Origin of the sequence: Bradyrhizobium sp. 21, from assembly GCF_023073335.1 — a bacterium.
In the GTDB taxonomy this organism is placed as follows: domain Bacteria; phylum Pseudomonadota; class Alphaproteobacteria; order Rhizobiales; family Xanthobacteraceae; genus Bradyrhizobium.
This window is the reverse complement of the sequence record NZ_JADPJG010000002.1, coordinates 571138-587960: the sequence shown is the minus strand read 5'-3', so window position 1 is coordinate 587960 and position 16823 is coordinate 571138. Positions and strand designations below refer to the sequence as shown.

Genomic DNA, 16823 nt, shown 5'->3' with positions numbered 1-16823 from the left:
CGGTATGACGTCAGTGGCACGTCACAGCGAACCAAGGTCTCATCGTCCGGCTTGTCAGCCTTCCGATGAAGCCGAATGTCTGTACTCCCCGACCGACATCTTCGCGTGTGACCACGGCTGACGGCAGGTCTCCTGGCTCGCGGGTCAGTACCTTGCGTCGCCTTCCCGGGACCGAGTTACCCAGTGGCTCGTGACGCAAGATTCGCCGCTTACAGTTGCGGGGGCAGCCACGGCATTGGGGACAAAGTCCCCGCACCGCATTCCCTTTTCATCCCCTCTCGGGGAAACCGTCGCGAGCATCTAGGATTACGATCAAGACAGAGTCAATGTGCAAGCTGCGGCGTTATGACCACAGCGACCAACTTCCTCGGAGATAGGCATGGAAGGCGAGACCTTCCTCTGGCTGATACGGCACGCGCCCGTCGACGGCGTCAAAGGGACAATCCATGCAGCCGACGCGCCAGCCGATCTCGGCGATCGGGCGACGTTGCAGGCGCTACGGCAGCGCCTGCCGCTGGACGCTGCAAGCTATGCCAGCCCGGCGCGGCGCACTGTCGAGACGGCGCGGGCGCTGGGGCTCGAACCGGCGCAAATGGGCGAATTCAGTGAGCAGGATTTTGGTGACTGGACGGGCCGGCGGCACGACGAGCTCGCAGCAACCGGCGGCGAAGCCTACGCGCAGTTCTGGAGTGATCCGGCGCGCGCAAGGCCGCCGGGCGGTGAGAGCTTTGAAGACCAGGTCGCGCGTGTGCGGCTCGGTCTGTCACAGATCGGCCCTGGATCCGCAACGCTCGTCGTGCATTCCGGCACGATCCGCGCGGCGCTGTGCATCGCGCTGGATCTGACGCCTCAGGCGGCCCTGCGCTTCGTGATCGATCCGCTGTCGCTGACCCGGATCGACCGGCTCGCGACCGGCTGGCGCGTCGTCTCCGTCAATCAGCGGATCAGCTAGGCCGATCCGGCACATTGGCCTGCGCGAAGGTCGCCATGCCGTTGTGGAGCGCGCATGCGAACCGCACCAGCGGCAGGGCGATGGCGGCGCCCGATCCCTCGCCGAGTCTCAGATCGAGGCTGATCAGCGGCTGCACGCTCAGCGCGCGCAGCACCAGCCGGTGCCCCTGCTCAGCCGATTGATGGGAAGCCAGCAGGAAGGGCTGACACGACGGATTGAGGCGCGCCGCCGCCAAAGCTGCGACCGAGACGATGAAGCCGTCGATCAACACGGGAATGCGGCGCTGCGCAGCCGCGATGATCGCGCCGCAGATCGCCGCGATCTCGAGACCGCCGACGGCGCACAGTATCTTTTCGGGCGAAGCGCCGGCGATACCGTGATGCACGATCGCGGCATCGATCACGCGCGCCTTGTGCGCGCGGCCGGCCGCATCGACGCCGGTGCCGTTGCCCGCGATCTCCTCCGCGCTCACGCCGAGCAGGCTCGCCGCAATCGCCGCCGATGTCGTGGTGTTGCCGATACCCATCTCGCCGACGATCAGGAGGTCGGGCTGATTGGCCTCCGCGCGCGCGATTGCGCGCTGGCCTGCCTCGAACGCGAACGCCAGCTCTGTCGGCGTGAGCGCAGCTTCGACGCTGAAATCGCGCGTGCCATTGCGCGGCTTGTCGGCAATGATTCCTGCCATCGCCTCCTGCGCCAGCGTGCCGGCGTCGACGACTTCCAGGCTTGACCCAAGCTCACGCGCCAGCACCGAGATCGCAGCACCGCCGGAGGCAAAATTCGCCATCATCGCGATGGTCACCGCTTGCGGATAGGCCGAGACCCCCTGCGCGACGATGCCGTGATCGCCGGCGAAGATGACGATCGGCACCCGCGCAGCACGTGGCTGCCCGGTCGCTTGCAAGCCCGCAAGCTCGATCGCGACCTGTTCCAGCCGACCGAGCGCGCCGGTCGGCTTCGTCAGTTGCGCCTGCCGCGCAATCGCGGCCTCGCGATGGACAGTGGAGATGTCGGGGCATTGTTGGGTGACCCATTCGGGGAGCATGCTGCCTCGCTTGCCTCATGGCCTGCGCTTGAGAATATAGCTGTCCATGATCCAGCCGTGCCGCTCGCGCGCCTCCTGCCGTAAAGCGACGATGCGCGGCCCCACCTGGGCCAGCGCGCCGGACAGGATGATCTGGTCGGGCATGCCGAGATAGGCGCCCCACCAGATGTGCAGACCGGACGGATCGAGCGACTCGAACGCCGTGCCGCCGTCGAGCATCACCACCACGGTATCGACACCCTGCGGCCAGCCGCCTTCGCGCAAGCGACGCCCCGTGGTGACCAGAAAAGGATCGCCGATGTCGTTGAGCGGCAACGCATGCGCCGCGCACAGCGCCTGGATCGAGGTGATGCCCGGCACGACCTTGATCTCAGGCAAGGGATTGAGCCGCCGTGCAATGCGCAGCGAAGAGTCATAAAGCGAGGGATCGCCCCAGATCAGCAGCGCAACCTTGCAATCGCCTTCGAGATGGCTGGCGATCGTTTGCGACCAGGCCGCGGCCACGGCATCGTGCCAATCGTCCACGCCCTTGCGGTAGTCCGCCTCGCCTGCATCGCGCACGGGAAGATCGAACTCGGCGATGCGCGTCGTTTGGTTGGTGAGCACATCTGCACAGATCGTCCGCCTGAGATCGGCGAGATCGGATTTCGCAGTCCCCTTGCGCGGGATCAGGACGAGATCGGCCGCATTCATCGCACCGATCGCGGCGCGCGTGAGCTGCTCGGGATCGCCGCAACCGATACCTATCAGGGAGAGCGTGAGCATCTTACCTGCGAAGGGCGGCCATGACGGCCGCCCGTTCGCTTGTCTCTTAAGCTGCGTTGTGCAGGCGCGGGGTGACGAAGCCGGGCGCGGTGATACCGCGCAGCGACTTCGCCAGTGCCAGCACACCGAGATCGGCGAGGGGCTCGATCACGATGACCAGCGCATAGGAGGCCGCAAACGTCGCGATGCTCGCGAGGTTGCTCATCGCAAAGCCGGAGCCGTAGAGCGCCCAGAACGCCACCCAGGCGATGACACCCGCCTGATAGGTCGTCGAAAGCGCCAACGCTTGTCGATATTTCAGGTCAACATACGCGGTGCTGCGCGGAATGATCCGCGTCGCGATCGCCTGGATCGCGAACAGCGGCACCAGCAGCGTGGTGACGTTCATGCCATATTGCGGCAGGTCGGGCGGCTCGAAGAAGACGCCCTGGAACAGCAGGCCGAACGCGAGGCCGAAGGCGGCGGGCGCTGCACCGAACAGCAGGAACAAGGTCGAGCCGAGGATGAAGTGGACTTCGGAGACGCCGACCGGAAAGTGCGGCAGGATCTCGAAGAAGACGAACACAAGTCCTGTGGTGGCCAGCGTCCGCGCCGCAAACGACGTGATGCCCTGCTCGCGCACGGTCTCGACCGCGAGCTTCAAGGCAACGCCGCCAACGGCGATGCCGGTTGCGTAACTCAATACGAGCTTGGCGTCCGAGACTAGTCCGGGTTCGATATGCATGGCTCAGATCCTTCTTGCCGTCACACCCGACGGCCTTGGCCTCAAAACGTGCACGGCCGGTCTCCTGGCTCGCGGTTCACTGGGTTCTCCTGCCTTCCCGGACCTTGCGGCCCAGTGGCGGTTCGGAGTCCCTCACCGCTTACAGTCGCGGGGGCGGCTGGGGTTTTGGGCGCCGCAACTGGGTCCGCCCATCCCCATTCCCGATTATGCTCTAAGCGCTTTGCGCCGCGTCGAGCACCATGCCTCTCCTGTGTGCCTCTTTCGCAAGCCGGGCGTCAAGGGCCGATGGGCGGCCGGGGCCGTCATGGCGGATAATCCCCCGCCAACGCCCCGAACAGGATGACGGCGGCTGTGGAAGCCGCCCCTCCACGCGCAACCTGCTCGGCAAGCTCGGCAATTGTTGTGCGCACGAGCCGCTCATCGGGACGGCCAAGGGATTCGGCGAGCAAGGCCGGAGTGATTGGGGAGAGGCCGTGCTCGATCAATTTGACGACAAGCGCCGGAAACGTCCGCCGGCCCATATAGACCACGGTCGTCGCCTCGGGATCGGCCAGCGCCGCCCAATTCAGGTCTGGCGGCAGCTCCCCGGTGACGTCGGCCCCGGTCACGAACTGCACGCGGCGGGAGGTATGACGCCGGGTCAGCGGAATGCCGGCTTGCGCGGCCGCGACACAGGCCGAGGTGACGCCGGGGATAATCTCGTAGCCGATGCCCGCTTCACGCAGCGTCTCGAGCTCCTCCTCGAGCCGGCCAAAGATGCCGGCATCGCCCGACTTCAATCGCACCACGCGCGCGCCTGTTACGGCGTAGTCGACCAAGAGGCGGTTGACGTGGTGCTGCTTGGTCGAGGGCCGTCCCGCCCGCTTTCCCACCGCGACGAGATTGGCGCCGGGCCGGGCCAGATCGAGGATCGCGCCGGAGGCAAGATCGTCATAGAGCACGACATCGGCCTCGCGCAGTCGCGCGGCACCCTTGAGCGTGAGGAGCTCGGGGTCGCCGGGGCCGGCGGAGATGAACGTGACAAACGCGCTCACCTGTCCTCCGCGATCAGATGGAAGAACGTACCGGTGGCTTGTCCCCGCCGCGAGCCGGTCTCGGCGATGACCGCGCCTGTCGCATCATGCACGACCGCCAGTGGCGAGTCGGGTTGCGCGAGGATGGTTGAATAGTGGAACTCATGGCCGCGCAGGCGCGCGCCCGCCTGATGCCCCGGCATTGGCGCTGCGAGCGTGGCAAGACGATAGCCCAGATGCATGCGGCGCTTGGCAAAGCTTGTCTCCAGGCCGAGCAGGCCCGTCATCTCGTGGCTGACGCCGTCAGCGTCGGTCAAGACGGTTCCCAGCACCATATAGCCCCCGCATTCGCCGTGCACGGGTCGTGTCCCGGCGAAGGCACGCAGACCGCTGCGGAAGCGCGCATTGGCCGCGATCGTCCCGGCGTGAAGCTCGGGATAGCCGCCGGGCAGCCAGCATACGTCGGCGCTCGCGTCAGGCGCTTCATCGGCAAGCGGCGAAAATGCCGAGATCTCGGCGCCTGCCGCGCGCCACGCTTCCAGCATGTGCGGATAGACGAAGGAGAACGCAGCATCGCGCGCAAGCGCAATGCGCTGGCCGGGCGGCGTCACGTTCAGGCCATTGGCGGCGGGTTGCGGCAACCAGATGGCTGCCGATCGCAGCACCGCGTCTATGTCGACATGTTCGGCGACGAAGCGGGCGGCCTCATCGATCAGCTTCCCGATCTCGGCTTGCTCCTCCGCCTGCACCAGGCCGAGATGCCGCTTCGGCAGGCTGATCTCGGCATGGCGCGGCAGCGCGCCGAACACGGCGATGCCGACATCGGTCAGCGCACGCCGCACGAGGTCCTCGTGGCGCGGGCTGGCGACGCGATTGAGCACGACGCCCGCAAGGCGCACGCCGGGCCGGTAGTCGCGAAGGCCTGCGGCGATCGCCGCTGCGGTCTGCGCCTGTCCGGAGGGATCGATCACGAGAACCACCGGCCAGCTCAGCATCTCCGCAATGTCGGCTGTGGCGCCGGTGCCGGAGACACCGCGCGCGGCGACGCCGTCGAACAGGCCCATCGAGCCCTCGGCGATCACCACATCGGCGTCCGCACCGCGGCTGACGAGATGCGAGATCGTCCCGCGGTCCATCGCCCAGCTATCGACGTTGACGGAGGCGCGCCCCGTCGCGGCGGCATGAAAGGCGGGATCGATATAGTCGGGCCCACTCTTGAAGCACTGCACGTTCAATCCGCGATTGCGCCAGGCCCGCGCGAGCGCCAGCGTCAGCGTGGTCTTGCCGACGCCGGACGCCGGTGCGGAGATGATAAGACCAGCCGCCATCAAGACGCCTCCGGAAATCGTGGCTCGGCACCGACGGGCCGATAGCGGCGATCGTAGTCGCCGGCATAGAGGCGGCTCTCGTCAAAATCCGCCGAGCCGAGCGTTCTGCCGACCAGGATCAGCGCGGTGCGCTCCATCTCGGTGCCCACGGCGGCATCGAGCGTCGCCAGCGTGGCGCGGACGATGCGCTGGTCCGGCCAACTCGCGCGCCAGACGATCGCGACCGGGCAGTCCGCGCCGTAATGCGGCGTCAGCTCGGCGACGACCTTGTCGAGCAGATGGATCGACAGATGGATCGCGAGCACCGCGCCGGTGGCGGCGAAGGCGGCGAGCCTTTCACCCTCGGGCATAGTGCTGGCGCGACCGGGCGTGCGCGTCAGCACCACGGTTTGTGCCAGGCCGGGCAGCGTCAGCTCGGCCTCCAGCGCAGCCGCAGCGGCGGAGAATGAGGGAACGCCAGGCGTCACCGAATAGGGAATGCCGAGCGCGCGCAGGCGACGGAGCTGCTCGCCCATCGCCGACCAGATCGAGAGATCGCCGGAATGCAGCCGCGCGACATCCTTGCCCTCGGCATGCGCTGTGGCGATCTCCGCGATGATCTCGTCAAGCGACAGCGGCGCGGTGTTGACGATGCGCGCGCCCGGCGGGCAATGCGCCAGCACGCCCTCCGGCACCAGCGAGCCCGCATAGAGGCAGACCGGACAGGCTGCGATCAGATCGCGTCCGCGCAGCGTCAGCAAATCGGGAGCGCCCGGCCCGGCGCCGATGAAATGCACCGTCATGCGCCGTCTCCCTCGGCGATCGCGGCGGTCGCGGTGCGATCCTGCGAGACCGTGCGCGTTGCAATCAATCGCGCGCGCGGGCCAGCGGCAGCAAGCGCCGCCGCCTCGGCGACGGATCCAGTGCCGAACTTTTCCGCAACGACGTTCGACTGCGTCGGCGTGTCAATGCCCGCCAGCACATCCCGCGAAACGGCCTTAATCGGCACGCCGCATTCTCGCGCGAGCTGCTTGAGCACCTCGGCGTCGGCCTTGTCGCTGACCGTCGCGACCGCCTCAAGTCCCTCGGGACCGCCGGCCGCCAGCAGCGCCTCACGCAGCGAAGCCAGCGTCACATCCTTCTTGAATCCGAGTCCGGCGACCTTCATCGGACCGCACTCCATTGCACCACCGGCCGCGACGCTTCCCAAGACCGGTAGCGGCCGAGCGGAGCGGCATGGGAGATATCGACCCGCATCAACTCGCCGCCGTGGCGCTGGTGCAGCTCGCCCAGCAGCGCTTCCGTTTCCAGCGTCACCGAGTGCGCGACGAGCCTCGCGCCCATTGACAGACGCGACCAGATGACATCGAACATCGCGACGTCGAGACCGCCGCCAATGAAGACAGCATCTGGCGGATCCAGCGCAGCGAGAGCTTCGGGCGCAGTCCCCGTCATGACGGTGATCCGATGCGCCAATCCGAACGCCGCCGCATTGCTGCGGATATTCGCGGCACGGTCCTTGCGCACCTCGATGGCGGTCGCCGCGCCGCCGCACAGTGCCCACTCGACTGAGATCGAGCCGGAGCCAGCGCCGATGTCCCACAGCCGCTCACCCTGACGCGGCGCCAGCGCCGAGAGGGCGAGCGCGCGCACCGGCCGCTTGGTGATCTGGCCGTCATGAGCGAAAAGATCGTCTGATAGGCCGGAGCTGCGGGGAATACCCTGCGTTCCCCGCGCCTGCACGGCCACTGCAACCAGATTTCCAGAAACATCCTCAGCAAAACGATCAGCGCGATGCTGGTCGATCTCTTCGGATGGGCCGCCAAGCGCGGCGAGAGTCCACAACAGTGAAGCGCCCCATCCGCGCTCCGTCAGCCATCTTGCGAGATCACCGACCGCCTTCGCGTCGCGCACCAGGCAGATGATGCGTGCACCTCGCACCAAATGCGGCACGAGACGCTCGAATGGCGCAGCATGGAGGCCAAGGCACCTCACGGACTCAAGGCGCCAACCCAACCGCGCCGCGGCGAGCGAGAAGGTCGACGGCGCCGGATGCGCGATCCATTCGCCCGCATCGAGCTTCTCGGCCAGGCTTGCGCCGGCGCCGTGCCAGAACGGATCGCCGGAAGCGAGCACTAACGTTGGCTCACCGCGGCGGCTCAGCACGACCTCTGCGTCGAACGGCACCGGCCACGGGCGACCGCGGCTACCCACGCCGGCAAGCGCGAGATGCCGTTCACCACCGAAGACGGTTTCGGCCTCGCTGAGCGCCTTTCGGCTTGCTTCCGACAACCCCGCAAGGCCATCTTCGCCGATACCGATGATGGTCAGCCAGGGATCAACCATGACACGCGCCCTCATTCTGGGCGGAACCGCCGATGCGAGCCTGCTCGCGGCGGAGATCGTGCGTGCCGGCATTGACGCCGTGTATTCCTACGGCGGCCGCACCCGTGCGCCCGCCGACCAACCGCTGCCCACTCGCACCGGCGGTTTTGGTGGCGTGAGCGGGTTGGCCCATTACATCCGCGGCGAAGCCATCACGCATGTGATCGACGCGACGCATCCTTTCGCGGCCGAGATGAGCCGCAATGCGGTTGAAGCGTGCGCGCAAACCGGCATGCCGCTGATCGCGCTCGAGCGCGCGCCCTGGACGAAAGCACCCGGCGACAACTGGATCGAGGTCGCTGATGTCAACGCTGCGGTCACCGAGCTTCCGGAGTCGAAGGCGCGAGTGTTCCTCGCCATCGGCCGCCAGCACATCGCGCCATTCGCAAGCAAGCCGCAACACGCCTACACGCTGCGCTTCGTCGATCCGCCCGACGCGCCGCTGCCCTTCGCCGCAGACGTCATCGTGTCGCGTGGGCCGTTCACGCTTGACGGCGAGCTGGAGATGATGCGCACGCGCGGCATCATGTGCATCGTCGCCCGCAATTCCGGCGGCGACGGCGCGCGCGCCAAGATCGACGCCGCGCGCAGGTTCGGACTGCCCGTAATCATGATCTCGCGGCCGCAAATGCCCGAGCGTCAGCGGGTTGAAAGCGTGGCCGAGATCATGCAGTGGCTCGGTCATCGGACCTGCCTCGGCGCATAGACCCAGCGGCCTACCCGGCGCGTCTGCGAATTGCCGACGATCACCAGCGTGCGCATGTCGGCCATTTCAGGCGTCGCCTCGTTCAACGTGACGGTCTCGATCTCCTCGTCGGCAGCGCTGATCGCGCGCGCAAAAATCACGAGGCGCTCGCCGCAGCCGGCTTCTTTCAACACCGCGAGCGCGCGGCCAAATCCGTCCGGCCGGCTCGCCGAACGGGGATTGTACATCGCAATTGCGAAATCGGCGTCCGCGGCGAGCCGCAGGCGCTTCTCGATCACCGCCCATGGCTTGAGATTGTCGGAGAGATTGATCGCACAGAAATCATGGCCGAGCGGCGCGCCCGCGCGCGCGGCCGCCGCCAGCATCGCGGTAATGCCGGGCAGCACGCGGATCGGCAATTCCTGCCAATGCGGCGCCTGTTCGAGCGCCTCGAACACGGCCGACGCCATCGCGAAGACGCCGGGATCGCCGGAAGATACGACGACGACCTGTCCGCCTTCGGCGGCCAGCCGCAGGGCCTCGCCTGCGCGCTGCAACTCTTCGCGATTGTCGGAGGGATGCAAGGTGAGCCCCGGCCGCGGCGGCACCCGCGCGACATAGGGCGCATAGCCCAGAATGTCGGTCGCGGCGGCAAGTGCGGCAAAAACCTCGGGCGTCACCAGCGCATCGCTGCCCGGCCCGAGGCCCGCGATGGTCAGCGTGCCCGTCATTCGGCCGCGTCCAGATGCCGGCCCTTGCCGTGCACCAGCACGATCGCGAAATAGGGGCAGTCCGCGACATCGATCTCGGCAAGCCGTACCACGCGCTCGCCGGGCATGGTGCCGCGCTCGACCAGCCAGGCATTGTCCAGCCGTCCGGCAGCAGCGAGCGCGCGGCGCACCTTTGCGAGATTGCGCCCGGTCTTCATGATCACCAGCGCATCGGAATCGCGCATGCGCCGTTCGAGCTCGTCCTCAGCGAGCGTACCCATCAGCACCGTCGTCACGTCGTCGCCGAGCGCGATCGGCTGGCCGACTCCGTTCCAACAGCCCACCATGCCGGGAATGCCGGCGATCACCTCGATCTCGACGCGGCCTTGCAGGCGCATGTGCAGATGCATGAAGGAGCCGTAGAAATAAGGATCGCCCTCGCAGAGCACGACGACGTCGACCGCGCGCGAAAGCCGCGCCAGGCGCTCCGCCCATTCGTCGTAGAAGCCGGCCAGCAACTGGACGTATTCAGGACTGTCGAAGGCGATCTCGGTCGTAACCGGATATTCGATGGGGTATTCGCTGACGTCGGTAGCCAACATGCCCTCGACGATCTGGCGCGCCTGGCCCGGCCTCCCCTTCTTGCGGAAAAAAGCGACGTGCTTCGCACCGCGCACCGTGCGGTCCGCGCGCACGCTCATCATATCGGGATCGCCGGGGCCGAGACCGCAGCAGATGATGCGTCCCATCGCTATTCGCTCCGGCTCGCCAGCGCGTTCACGGCGGCGACCGTGATCGCCGAACCGCCGAGGCGGCCCTCGACCGTCAGCGCCGGCACCGGGGGATTGGCCATCAACGCAGCCTTGGATTCGGCCGCGCCGACGAAGCCAACGGGACAGCCGATGATCGCCGCGGGCCGCGGGCAATCGCGATCCTCCAGCATGTTGAGCAGATGAAACAGCGCGGTCGGTGCGTTGCCGATCGCGACGATTGCGCCATCCAGATGCGGGCGCCACAATTCGAGCGCTGCGGCCGAGCGCGTGTTGCGCATGGATTGCGCCAGCGCGGGAACGGATTCGTCGCCGAGCGTGCAGATGACAGCGTTGGCCGCGGGAAGGCGTGCGCGGGTAATTCCTTCCGAGACCATGCGGGCGTCGCACAGGATCGGCGCGCCCTTCTGCAAGGCCGCGCGCGCAGCGCTCGCCATGCCTGATGTGAAGCGGATGTGCGCCTCCAGGCCGACCATGCCGGCGGCATGGATCATCCGCACCACCACCTGCTCCTCGTCCGGCGTGAAACGCGCAAGATCAGCTTCGGCCCTGATGGTCGCAAAGGACTGCCGATAGATCGCCGCGCCGTCGGTCTCGTAAGTGTACGGCATCAGTGCCCTCCCATCAGGATGGAGGGATCCCTGACGATGTCGTCGCGGGTCAGCCCGCGCAGGATCGGCTCGTCGCGTGTCGTCCCGCCGCGCACGAGATCGAAGCCCGCACCGGTCGCGACCAGAGTGATGGCGGCCGCACCGGAATGGGCGCAGCCCTTGGCACAGCCGGAGACGTGAAGCCGCGCGGCCGCGCCGATGTTCGGGGCCAGGGCGGCGGCAAGGCCGCGGGTATCGGCATGCGCCTCGCGACAGCGAGGCGCACCGCTACAGGCGATGACGCGCAGCGCAGGATCGTAGGCCTCGGTGATCAGGCCGGTCGCGCTCGGCATCACCCGCTTGTCTTCGCTCAAGACCATCCGCCATGGAGTCATGCGCAATGCATGTCCGCAACCGGCGAACTCGTTGAGAGTCTCATGCGCCATCTGTCCGAAGGCGACGCCGACCATCGCACCTTGTGAATAGAGGCCGGGACGCGCCGCGGCCATGATCGGGGCCGGCTCTGCCTCGCTGCGCAATGCGTCCGGCAAGGCTGCACCGCCCGCAAGATGCGCAGCCATCCGCCCTCGCCCGCCCCTGGCGCCGCCTGAGATCACGAACCAGCCGGCCAGCGCGAGCGCGGTGGTCACGGCCTCGCCACGCGCGACGGAGCGGCCGAACCTGTCACCATCAGCCCGCACCAGCAGTCCGCCGGATCGATCGCGCTCGATCCGCACATCCGCGGAATCGCCCGCAAGCACGCGTGAGGTGCCGTCATCGATGGCGAAGCCGAACTTGGTTGGAAGCTCGAGCTTGCTGTCTGCGAGCGCCTCCTCGAGCTCGCCGGCGAGCGATTGGCTCTCGTCCCCGGTACGCCAGAACGGCGTCACCAGGATGTTGCGACGGGATTCGGTGTCAGCGTCCGGGTCGAGCAGCGCCAGTTGCGATAGGCCGTCGAGCAGCAGCCTGTGGCTGGTGTTGTTGACGCCCCTGATCTGGAGATTGGCGCGGCTGGTCACGTCGATCAGGCCATTGCCATGGCGCTCGGCGAGATGAGCCAGTCCGGAGATTTGTGCCGCGTCGAGCCGTCCGCCGAACGGACGCACGCGCACCACGAGCCCGTCGCCCGATTGCATCGGGCGCAGCGCGCCGGGACACCAGCCCTTGACCACGGAAGCGCTCATGATGCCTCCCGCAGCGCAGCCGCAATCGAATTGCGGCGCGTTCGCCAGAGCGATGCCTCATGCAGGCGCGTGAAGCAGGCCTCCATCGCAGTGAGTGCCGCCGGATTTTCCCGGGCCATGAAGGCGCGAACGTCGTCATGGCCGAGCGTCGCATCGTAGTAGAGGTCGAACAGATGCGGCGGCACGGCGCCCGCCAGATGCGCGAAGGCGGCCATGTGCTCCAATGTCGCGGTGATCTCGGCGGCGCCGCGAAAACCGTGGCGCATCATGCCGGCGATCCAGCCCGGATTGGCCGCGCGCGCGCGGACCACGCGCGAAATTTCCTCGGTCAGCGTGCGCGCATGCGGCTGATCGGGACGGGTCGTGTCGAGATGATAGAGCGACGGTGCTGCCGCGCCGAGATGCGCTGCGGCCGCCGCAACGCCGGCTTCATGGGCCGCATAGTCAGCCGCAAGCAGAAGGTCGGTTTCCGGCAGGTCCTGGACGTGCACGAAAGCATCGGCGGATGCCAGCCGCTGTTCGATGCCGGCGCGATCCGGCTTGATCCCGCCGTCCGCCGAGAACGCCCAGGACGAGGCCGACAGCCAGGCTTCGCCGGCGGCTTCGCGCGTCTCGGGCGTGAAGGCATCCGGGATCGCCGAGAGGCCGACGCCGTAGTGTCCGGGGCGCGGCGCAAATACGCGGGAGGCGCGCTGGCGGTATGGATTTTCCTCGCCCTCGTCCTCGCGACCCGCGAGCGCCTCGGCGGCCGCTTCGAACAATTGCGCGAGGCCGGCGAAGACATCGCGGAACAGGCCCGACACGCGCAGCGTGACGTCGATGCGGGGACGGCCGAGCTCGGCCGGGGCGATGATGTCATAACCGGTGACGCGGCCGGAGGCATGATCCCAGCGCGGCGCAAGGCCGGCCAGATGCAGCGCCATCGCAAACTCCTCGCCTGCGGTACGCATCGTCGCCGAGCCCCAGAGATCGACGACGAGACCCTTCGGCCAGTCACCGTGATCCTGCAGATGACGACGCAGCAGTTCCTCCGCGAGCTTGACGCCTTGCGCATGCGCCGACGGCGTCGGCACCGCGCGCGGATCGACGGCAAAGAGATTGCGACCGGTCGGCAGAACGTCCTGGCGCCCGCGATAAGGCGAGCCGGATGGTCCAGGCGCGACACGCTTGCCCCCAAGTGCGGCACGCAGCCCGTCCCGCTCCGCCTCACCACAGTCGCCGCGGCCGAATATGTGCAAGCCATCGCCGAACTGGCTTTCCTTGAGATCGCAGACGAAGCGATCAATCCGCGGGATCGCTTCCGCCGGCGCGGCCGCTGCATCGAGGCCGAGATCGTCTTCGAGGCCTGCCGTACGCGCCTCGTCACGGATCGCTGCGATCAGGCGCTGACGTCGTGCGGGATCGAGACCATCGGCGGTCGAGTACTCGTCGAGGAGCTGTTCGAGCCTGCGCAGCCCTTCGGGCACCACTGATGCCGCGAGCGGCGGCGGCAGATGGCCGATGGTGACGGCGCCGATGCGCCGCTTGGCCTGCGCGGCCTCGCCGGGATCGTTGACGATGAAGGGATAGATGATGGGCAGATCGCCGATCAAGGCCTCCGGCCAGCAGCCGGCAGACAGCGCCACGGATTTTCCGGGCAACCATTCCAGCGTGCCGTGCGCGCCCATGTGCACGACGGCATCAATCTCCTGCTTGCGGAGCCAGAGATAGAACGCGACATAGGCGTGACGCGGCGTGCGGGCGAGATCGTGATAGTCGGAATCACGCGCGGCCGCATCGCCGCGCTCGGGTTGGACTGCGACAATCGACCGGCCGCACTGGATCGCCGCGAAGTGAAACGCGCCGTCGCGGCAGCTCGGATCGTTCTCCGGCGCGCCCCAGGCTTGCGCGAGATCCTCCTGCAAGCCTTGCGGAAAGCGCGCGAGTGCGGCGCGGTAATCGGCGACACTCCAGGTCAAATTCCGCGTTAGCAGCGTCTTGCCGAGCGCGTGGACCGGCACAACATCGAAGCTGGCCTCCGCGAGGTCGGAGACCAGAGCCTCGACCGAAGCCAGCGCATCGAGACCAACCGCATGCGCGATCTGGTGCGGACGACCCGGATAGTTCGAGAGCACGAGTGCCAGCCGCTTCTCGGCGGCCGGCTTCGCCGCAAGGCGCCGCCACGCCGTAACGCGCGCGGCGACGGCCTTCACGCGCTCCTCGTCGGGCCTGTGTGCCAGATGCGAAAATTGCAGATCGGAATCGCGTATGGCGGCCGATTTGAAGCTCACCACGCCCGCGAACAGGCGACCATCGACCTCAGGCAGCACCACATGCATCGCGAGGTCGCCGGGTGACAGGCCGCGCAGCGCTTCCGCCCAGTCCTCGCGACGCGCGGTGGAGAGCGCGACCTGAAACACCGGACATGGAGCCGCATCGAATGGCGTCGTGCCGTCATCGCCCATCGCAGAGAAGGCCGTCGCATTGATAATCGCGGTCGGAAGATATTTCGCGAGATGCTCCCGTAGCCAAGCCGCAACGCCCGGCGCCTTCAGCGAGGTGACGAACACGCCATACGCGTCAAACCCCATCTCGCGCAGCGCGGCAATCAGGGCATCGACCGGCCCGGTGTCCGCGGCGGTGAGATAGGAGCGATAGAACGTCACGAGTGCGCGTGGCTTCCCCTCGCCCGCCGTCGGCACTGCAATGACGCCGCGTGCGGGATCGTAAAAACCCATCTCGGGAACGGTCATCTCACCGAGAACAGGCCCGGCGTAGAGGCCAGAGGCCAGCGCAAGCTGCGCGATCGCCGCCTGTGCCGCGACCGGCCCGCCCGTGTCGCAGAGCACCTTGAGCCGCCGCAGCGTCGAGACCGGCAGGGTCGAGTATGCGTCGAGCCGCGTGTCGTCGCGGCCATCGGCCGGCAGCACGGCCAGCACGATGTTGCGATCCTGCGCGAGCTGTTGCAGGGCCGCGAGGCCATACGGCCAGTAGGACTCGCCGCCGATCAGGCGCACCAGAATGCCGCGTGCTTGCGACAGCGTGCGCTCGACATAGGTATCGACCGAAAGCGGATGACGCAGCTCCGCGAGATTGGCGAGCCGCAGCGACGGCAGGCTGTCGCGGCCGCGGCGCCAGCCAGCCGCGAACGCGGCAAGATCGGAATCCGAATACGAGAGCACCACGAGATCGGCCGGGTCCTGGCCGATGTCCCTTGGCGTCGCAGTCTCTTCGAGACCGCGGCTCTCGCGGAAGACGACGTGCATCAGATACCGAGTCCTGCCTTGATGGCTGCCTCGTCGATATCGCCGTGCTCACCGATCACGACGAGCTTCGAGTGCCTGATATCTGCGCCCCAGGGCTTGTCGAACTGGTGGCGCACGCGTTCACCGACCGCCTGCAGCAGCAGCCGCATCGGCTTGCCGGCAACCGCGATGTAACCCTTTGCGCGCAGTACGTTCTGCTCGCGCGCCAGGCGCTGGACCGATGCGACCAGCGCATCGACATCGGTGACTTCAGGAAGATCGATCACCACCGAGGCGAAATCATCATGCTCGTGCTCTTCCTCGCCGTCATGATGCGAGGGACGCGCGGCGAGATCGTTCTCGGCGGCGGCGCCGAGACCAAGGATGAGGCGCGCGTCGATCGCGCCGTCCGTGACCGGCAGCATCGGCACGCGGCGCGGCATCTCGGCGGTGATCGCCGCCTTGGCGGCTTCGAGGCCTGCCGCCCCCGCAAGGTCCGCCTTGGTCAGCAGCACGATGTCCGCGCAGGCGATCTGGTCCTCGAACACCTCCGACAGTGGCGTCTCGTGATCGAGATTTTCGTCCGCCGCGCGCTGCGCTTCGACGGCAGCCGGGTCCGGTGCAAAGCGACCGGCGGCGACGGCTTCGGCGTCGGCCAGCGCGATCACGCCGTCGACCGTGATGCGCGATCGGATCTCCGGCCAGTCGAATGCCTTGAGCAGCGGCTTGGGCAGCGCCAGGCCCGAGGTCTCGATCAGGATGTGATCGGGCCTTACGGGCCGCGACAGCAACTTCTCCATGGTCGGAATGAAATCGTCGGCGACGGTGCAGCAGATGCAGCCATTGGCGAGCTCGATGATGTTCTCTTCCGGGCAATTGGCATCGGCGCAGGACTTCAGGATCTCACCGTCGACGCCTTCGCTGCCGAACTCGTTGACGAGCACGGCGAGCTTCATGCCGTTGGGGTTGGCGAGCAGATGCTGGATCAGCGTCGTCTTGCCGGAGCCGAGAAAGCCCGTGACCACCGTGACCGGGACTTTTGCGAGCGAGTTCATTCGGCGGCCTCCGGCGCGACGGCCGTTGTGGAAATCATGGGGGGAATACGGGCAAGCGATTGCTTGCGGAAAATCTCCGGACGGCTGCGCCAGGGCACGAGGCCGTCGGGCGCGGCCGCATAGGCCGCGGCGCCCGCGACCACGTCCTGCGCATTCGCATCCGACAGGCGGCCATAGACATAGGACCAGCGGCCGGGCGCGCTGAGCGCGACCGAGCAGCCCTGGCTGCATGCAGACAGGCATTCGACGGGAACCACACTGACGCCCGCGGGCACGCCGGCCTTGAGGATCGCGCCGTGCAAGCGCTTGCCGGGCGTCGTCTCGCCCTCGCCAGGCGTTTCGCCGGCACGGCAGGTGATACAGACGTGAAGTGTGACGGTCATCGCCTCTTCCAGGATAAATGCGGGAAGCGAT

At 67.4% G+C, this 16823-nt stretch carries 17 protein-coding genes and 2 riboswitches; of the genes, 2 read left to right on the top strand and 15 right to left on the bottom strand.

From position 1 onward, the window contains the following. Nucleotides 1-104: 104 nt before the first annotated feature. Nucleotides 105-307: riboswitch (cobalamin riboswitch) on the bottom strand. 72 nt (nt 308-379) lie between these two features. Continuing rightward, complete coding sequence (locus IVB31_RS02680) at nt 380-952, top strand: histidine phosphatase family protein (protein WP_247318216.1); 573 nt, start codon at nt 380-382, stop codon at nt 950-952. On the opposite strand, the gene cobT is transcribed toward IVB31_RS02680, so the two are convergent. From cobT to cbiE, 8 genes are all read right to left on the bottom strand, one after another. Then, on the bottom strand, nt 945-1997 hold the full coding sequence (gene cobT / locus IVB31_RS02675; RefSeq protein WP_247318214.1) for a nicotinate-nucleotide--dimethylbenzimidazole phosphoribosyltransferase: 1053 nt from the start codon (nt 1995-1997) through the stop codon (nt 945-947). The two genes, IVB31_RS02680 and cobT, sit on opposite strands and share 8 nt — an antisense overlap. 15 nt (nt 1998-2012) lie before the next feature. Further along, a complete protein-coding gene (cobF, locus tag IVB31_RS02670) occupies nt 2013-2762 on the bottom strand; it encodes a precorrin-6A synthase (deacetylating) (RefSeq protein WP_247318211.1) in 750 nt (249 codons plus the stop codon). 46 nt (nt 2763-2808) lie between these two features. After that, nucleotides 2809-3486, bottom strand: coding sequence for an energy-coupling factor ABC transporter permease (locus IVB31_RS02665; RefSeq protein WP_247318209.1), 678 nt, complete (start codon nt 3484-3486; stop codon nt 2809-2811). 36 nt (nt 3487-3522) lie between these two features. Beyond that, nucleotides 3523-3731: riboswitch (cobalamin riboswitch) on the bottom strand. A 57-nt stretch (nt 3732-3788) separates the two neighbouring features. Beyond that, nucleotides 3789-4520, bottom strand: a complete 732-nt coding sequence (gene cobA / locus IVB31_RS02660) for a uroporphyrinogen-III C-methyltransferase (RefSeq protein WP_247318207.1) — start codon at nt 4518-4520, stop codon at nt 3789-3791. Further along, the gene (locus IVB31_RS02655) at nt 4517-5827 is read right to left on the bottom strand and encodes a cobyrinate a,c-diamide synthase (protein WP_247318204.1); all 1311 of its coding nucleotides are present in this window, start codon (nt 5825-5827) and stop codon (nt 4517-4519) included. The genes cobA and IVB31_RS02655 overlap by 4 nt, the downstream gene beginning before the upstream one ends. Continuing rightward, nucleotides 5827-6609: a precorrin-4 C(11)-methyltransferase gene (gene cobM / locus IVB31_RS02650; RefSeq protein ID WP_247318201.1), complete on the bottom strand. Its 783-nt coding sequence runs from the start codon at nt 6607-6609 to the stop codon at nt 5827-5829. The genes IVB31_RS02655 and cobM overlap by 1 nt, the downstream gene beginning before the upstream one ends. Then, entirely contained in the window at nt 6606-6974 is a 369-nt protein-coding gene (locus IVB31_RS02645) for a cobalamin biosynthesis protein (RefSeq protein ID WP_247318199.1), read from the bottom strand. The genes cobM and IVB31_RS02645 overlap by 4 nt, the downstream gene beginning before the upstream one ends. Then, nucleotides 6971-8152: a precorrin-6y C5,15-methyltransferase (decarboxylating) subunit CbiE gene (cbiE, locus tag IVB31_RS02640; protein ID WP_247318197.1), complete on the bottom strand. Its 1182-nt coding sequence runs from the start codon at nt 8150-8152 to the stop codon at nt 6971-6973. Before cbiE ends, IVB31_RS02645 begins: the two co-directional genes overlap by 4 nt. On the opposite strand from cbiE, the gene IVB31_RS02635 reads away from it, so the two are divergent. Next, a complete protein-coding gene (locus IVB31_RS02635) occupies nt 8151-8897 on the top strand; it encodes a cobalt-precorrin-6A reductase (protein WP_247319383.1) in 747 nt (248 codons plus the stop codon). The genes cbiE and IVB31_RS02635 overlap by 2 nt on opposite strands. Here IVB31_RS02635 and cobJ read toward each other — a convergent pair. From cobJ to IVB31_RS02600, 7 genes are read right to left on the bottom strand one after another with little or no spacing between them, the layout of a single operon-like run. Then, nucleotides 8873-9607 carry a precorrin-3B C(17)-methyltransferase gene (gene cobJ / locus IVB31_RS02630; RefSeq protein WP_247318195.1) on the bottom strand — a complete coding sequence of 245 codons (735 nt, stop codon included), beginning with the start codon at nt 9605-9607 and terminating at the stop codon, nt 8873-8875. The genes IVB31_RS02635 and cobJ overlap by 25 nt on opposite strands. After that, nucleotides 9604-10335 carry a precorrin-2 C(20)-methyltransferase gene (locus tag IVB31_RS02625; protein WP_247318193.1) on the bottom strand — a complete coding sequence of 244 codons (732 nt, stop codon included), beginning with the start codon at nt 10333-10335 and terminating at the stop codon, nt 9604-9606. Before IVB31_RS02625 ends, cobJ begins: the two co-directional genes overlap by 4 nt. Nucleotides 10336-10337: 2 nt before the next feature. Continuing rightward, the gene (locus IVB31_RS02620) at nt 10338-10967 is read right to left on the bottom strand and encodes a precorrin-8X methylmutase (protein WP_247318191.1); all 630 of its coding nucleotides are present in this window, start codon (nt 10965-10967) and stop codon (nt 10338-10340) included. Continuing rightward, nucleotides 10967-12130: a precorrin-3B synthase gene (gene cobG, locus IVB31_RS02615; protein ID WP_247318187.1), complete on the bottom strand. Its 1164-nt coding sequence runs from the start codon at nt 12128-12130 to the stop codon at nt 10967-10969. The genes IVB31_RS02620 and cobG overlap by 1 nt, the downstream gene beginning before the upstream one ends. Continuing rightward, nucleotides 12127-15375 carry a cobaltochelatase subunit CobN gene (gene cobN / locus IVB31_RS02610; RefSeq protein WP_247318184.1) on the bottom strand — a complete coding sequence of 1083 codons (3249 nt, stop codon included), beginning with the start codon at nt 15373-15375 and terminating at the stop codon, nt 12127-12129. Before cobN ends, cobG begins: the two co-directional genes overlap by 4 nt. Continuing rightward, complete coding sequence (gene cobW / locus IVB31_RS02605; RefSeq protein ID WP_247318180.1) at nt 15375-16409, bottom strand: cobalamin biosynthesis protein CobW; 1035 nt, start codon at nt 16407-16409, stop codon at nt 15375-15377. Before cobW ends, cobN begins: the two co-directional genes overlap by 1 nt. Then, entirely contained in the window at nt 16406-16792 is a 387-nt protein-coding gene (locus tag IVB31_RS02600) for a DUF1636 domain-containing protein (protein ID WP_247318178.1), read from the bottom strand. The genes cobW and IVB31_RS02600 overlap by 4 nt, the downstream gene beginning before the upstream one ends. Nucleotides 16793-16823: the final 31 nt, after the last annotated feature.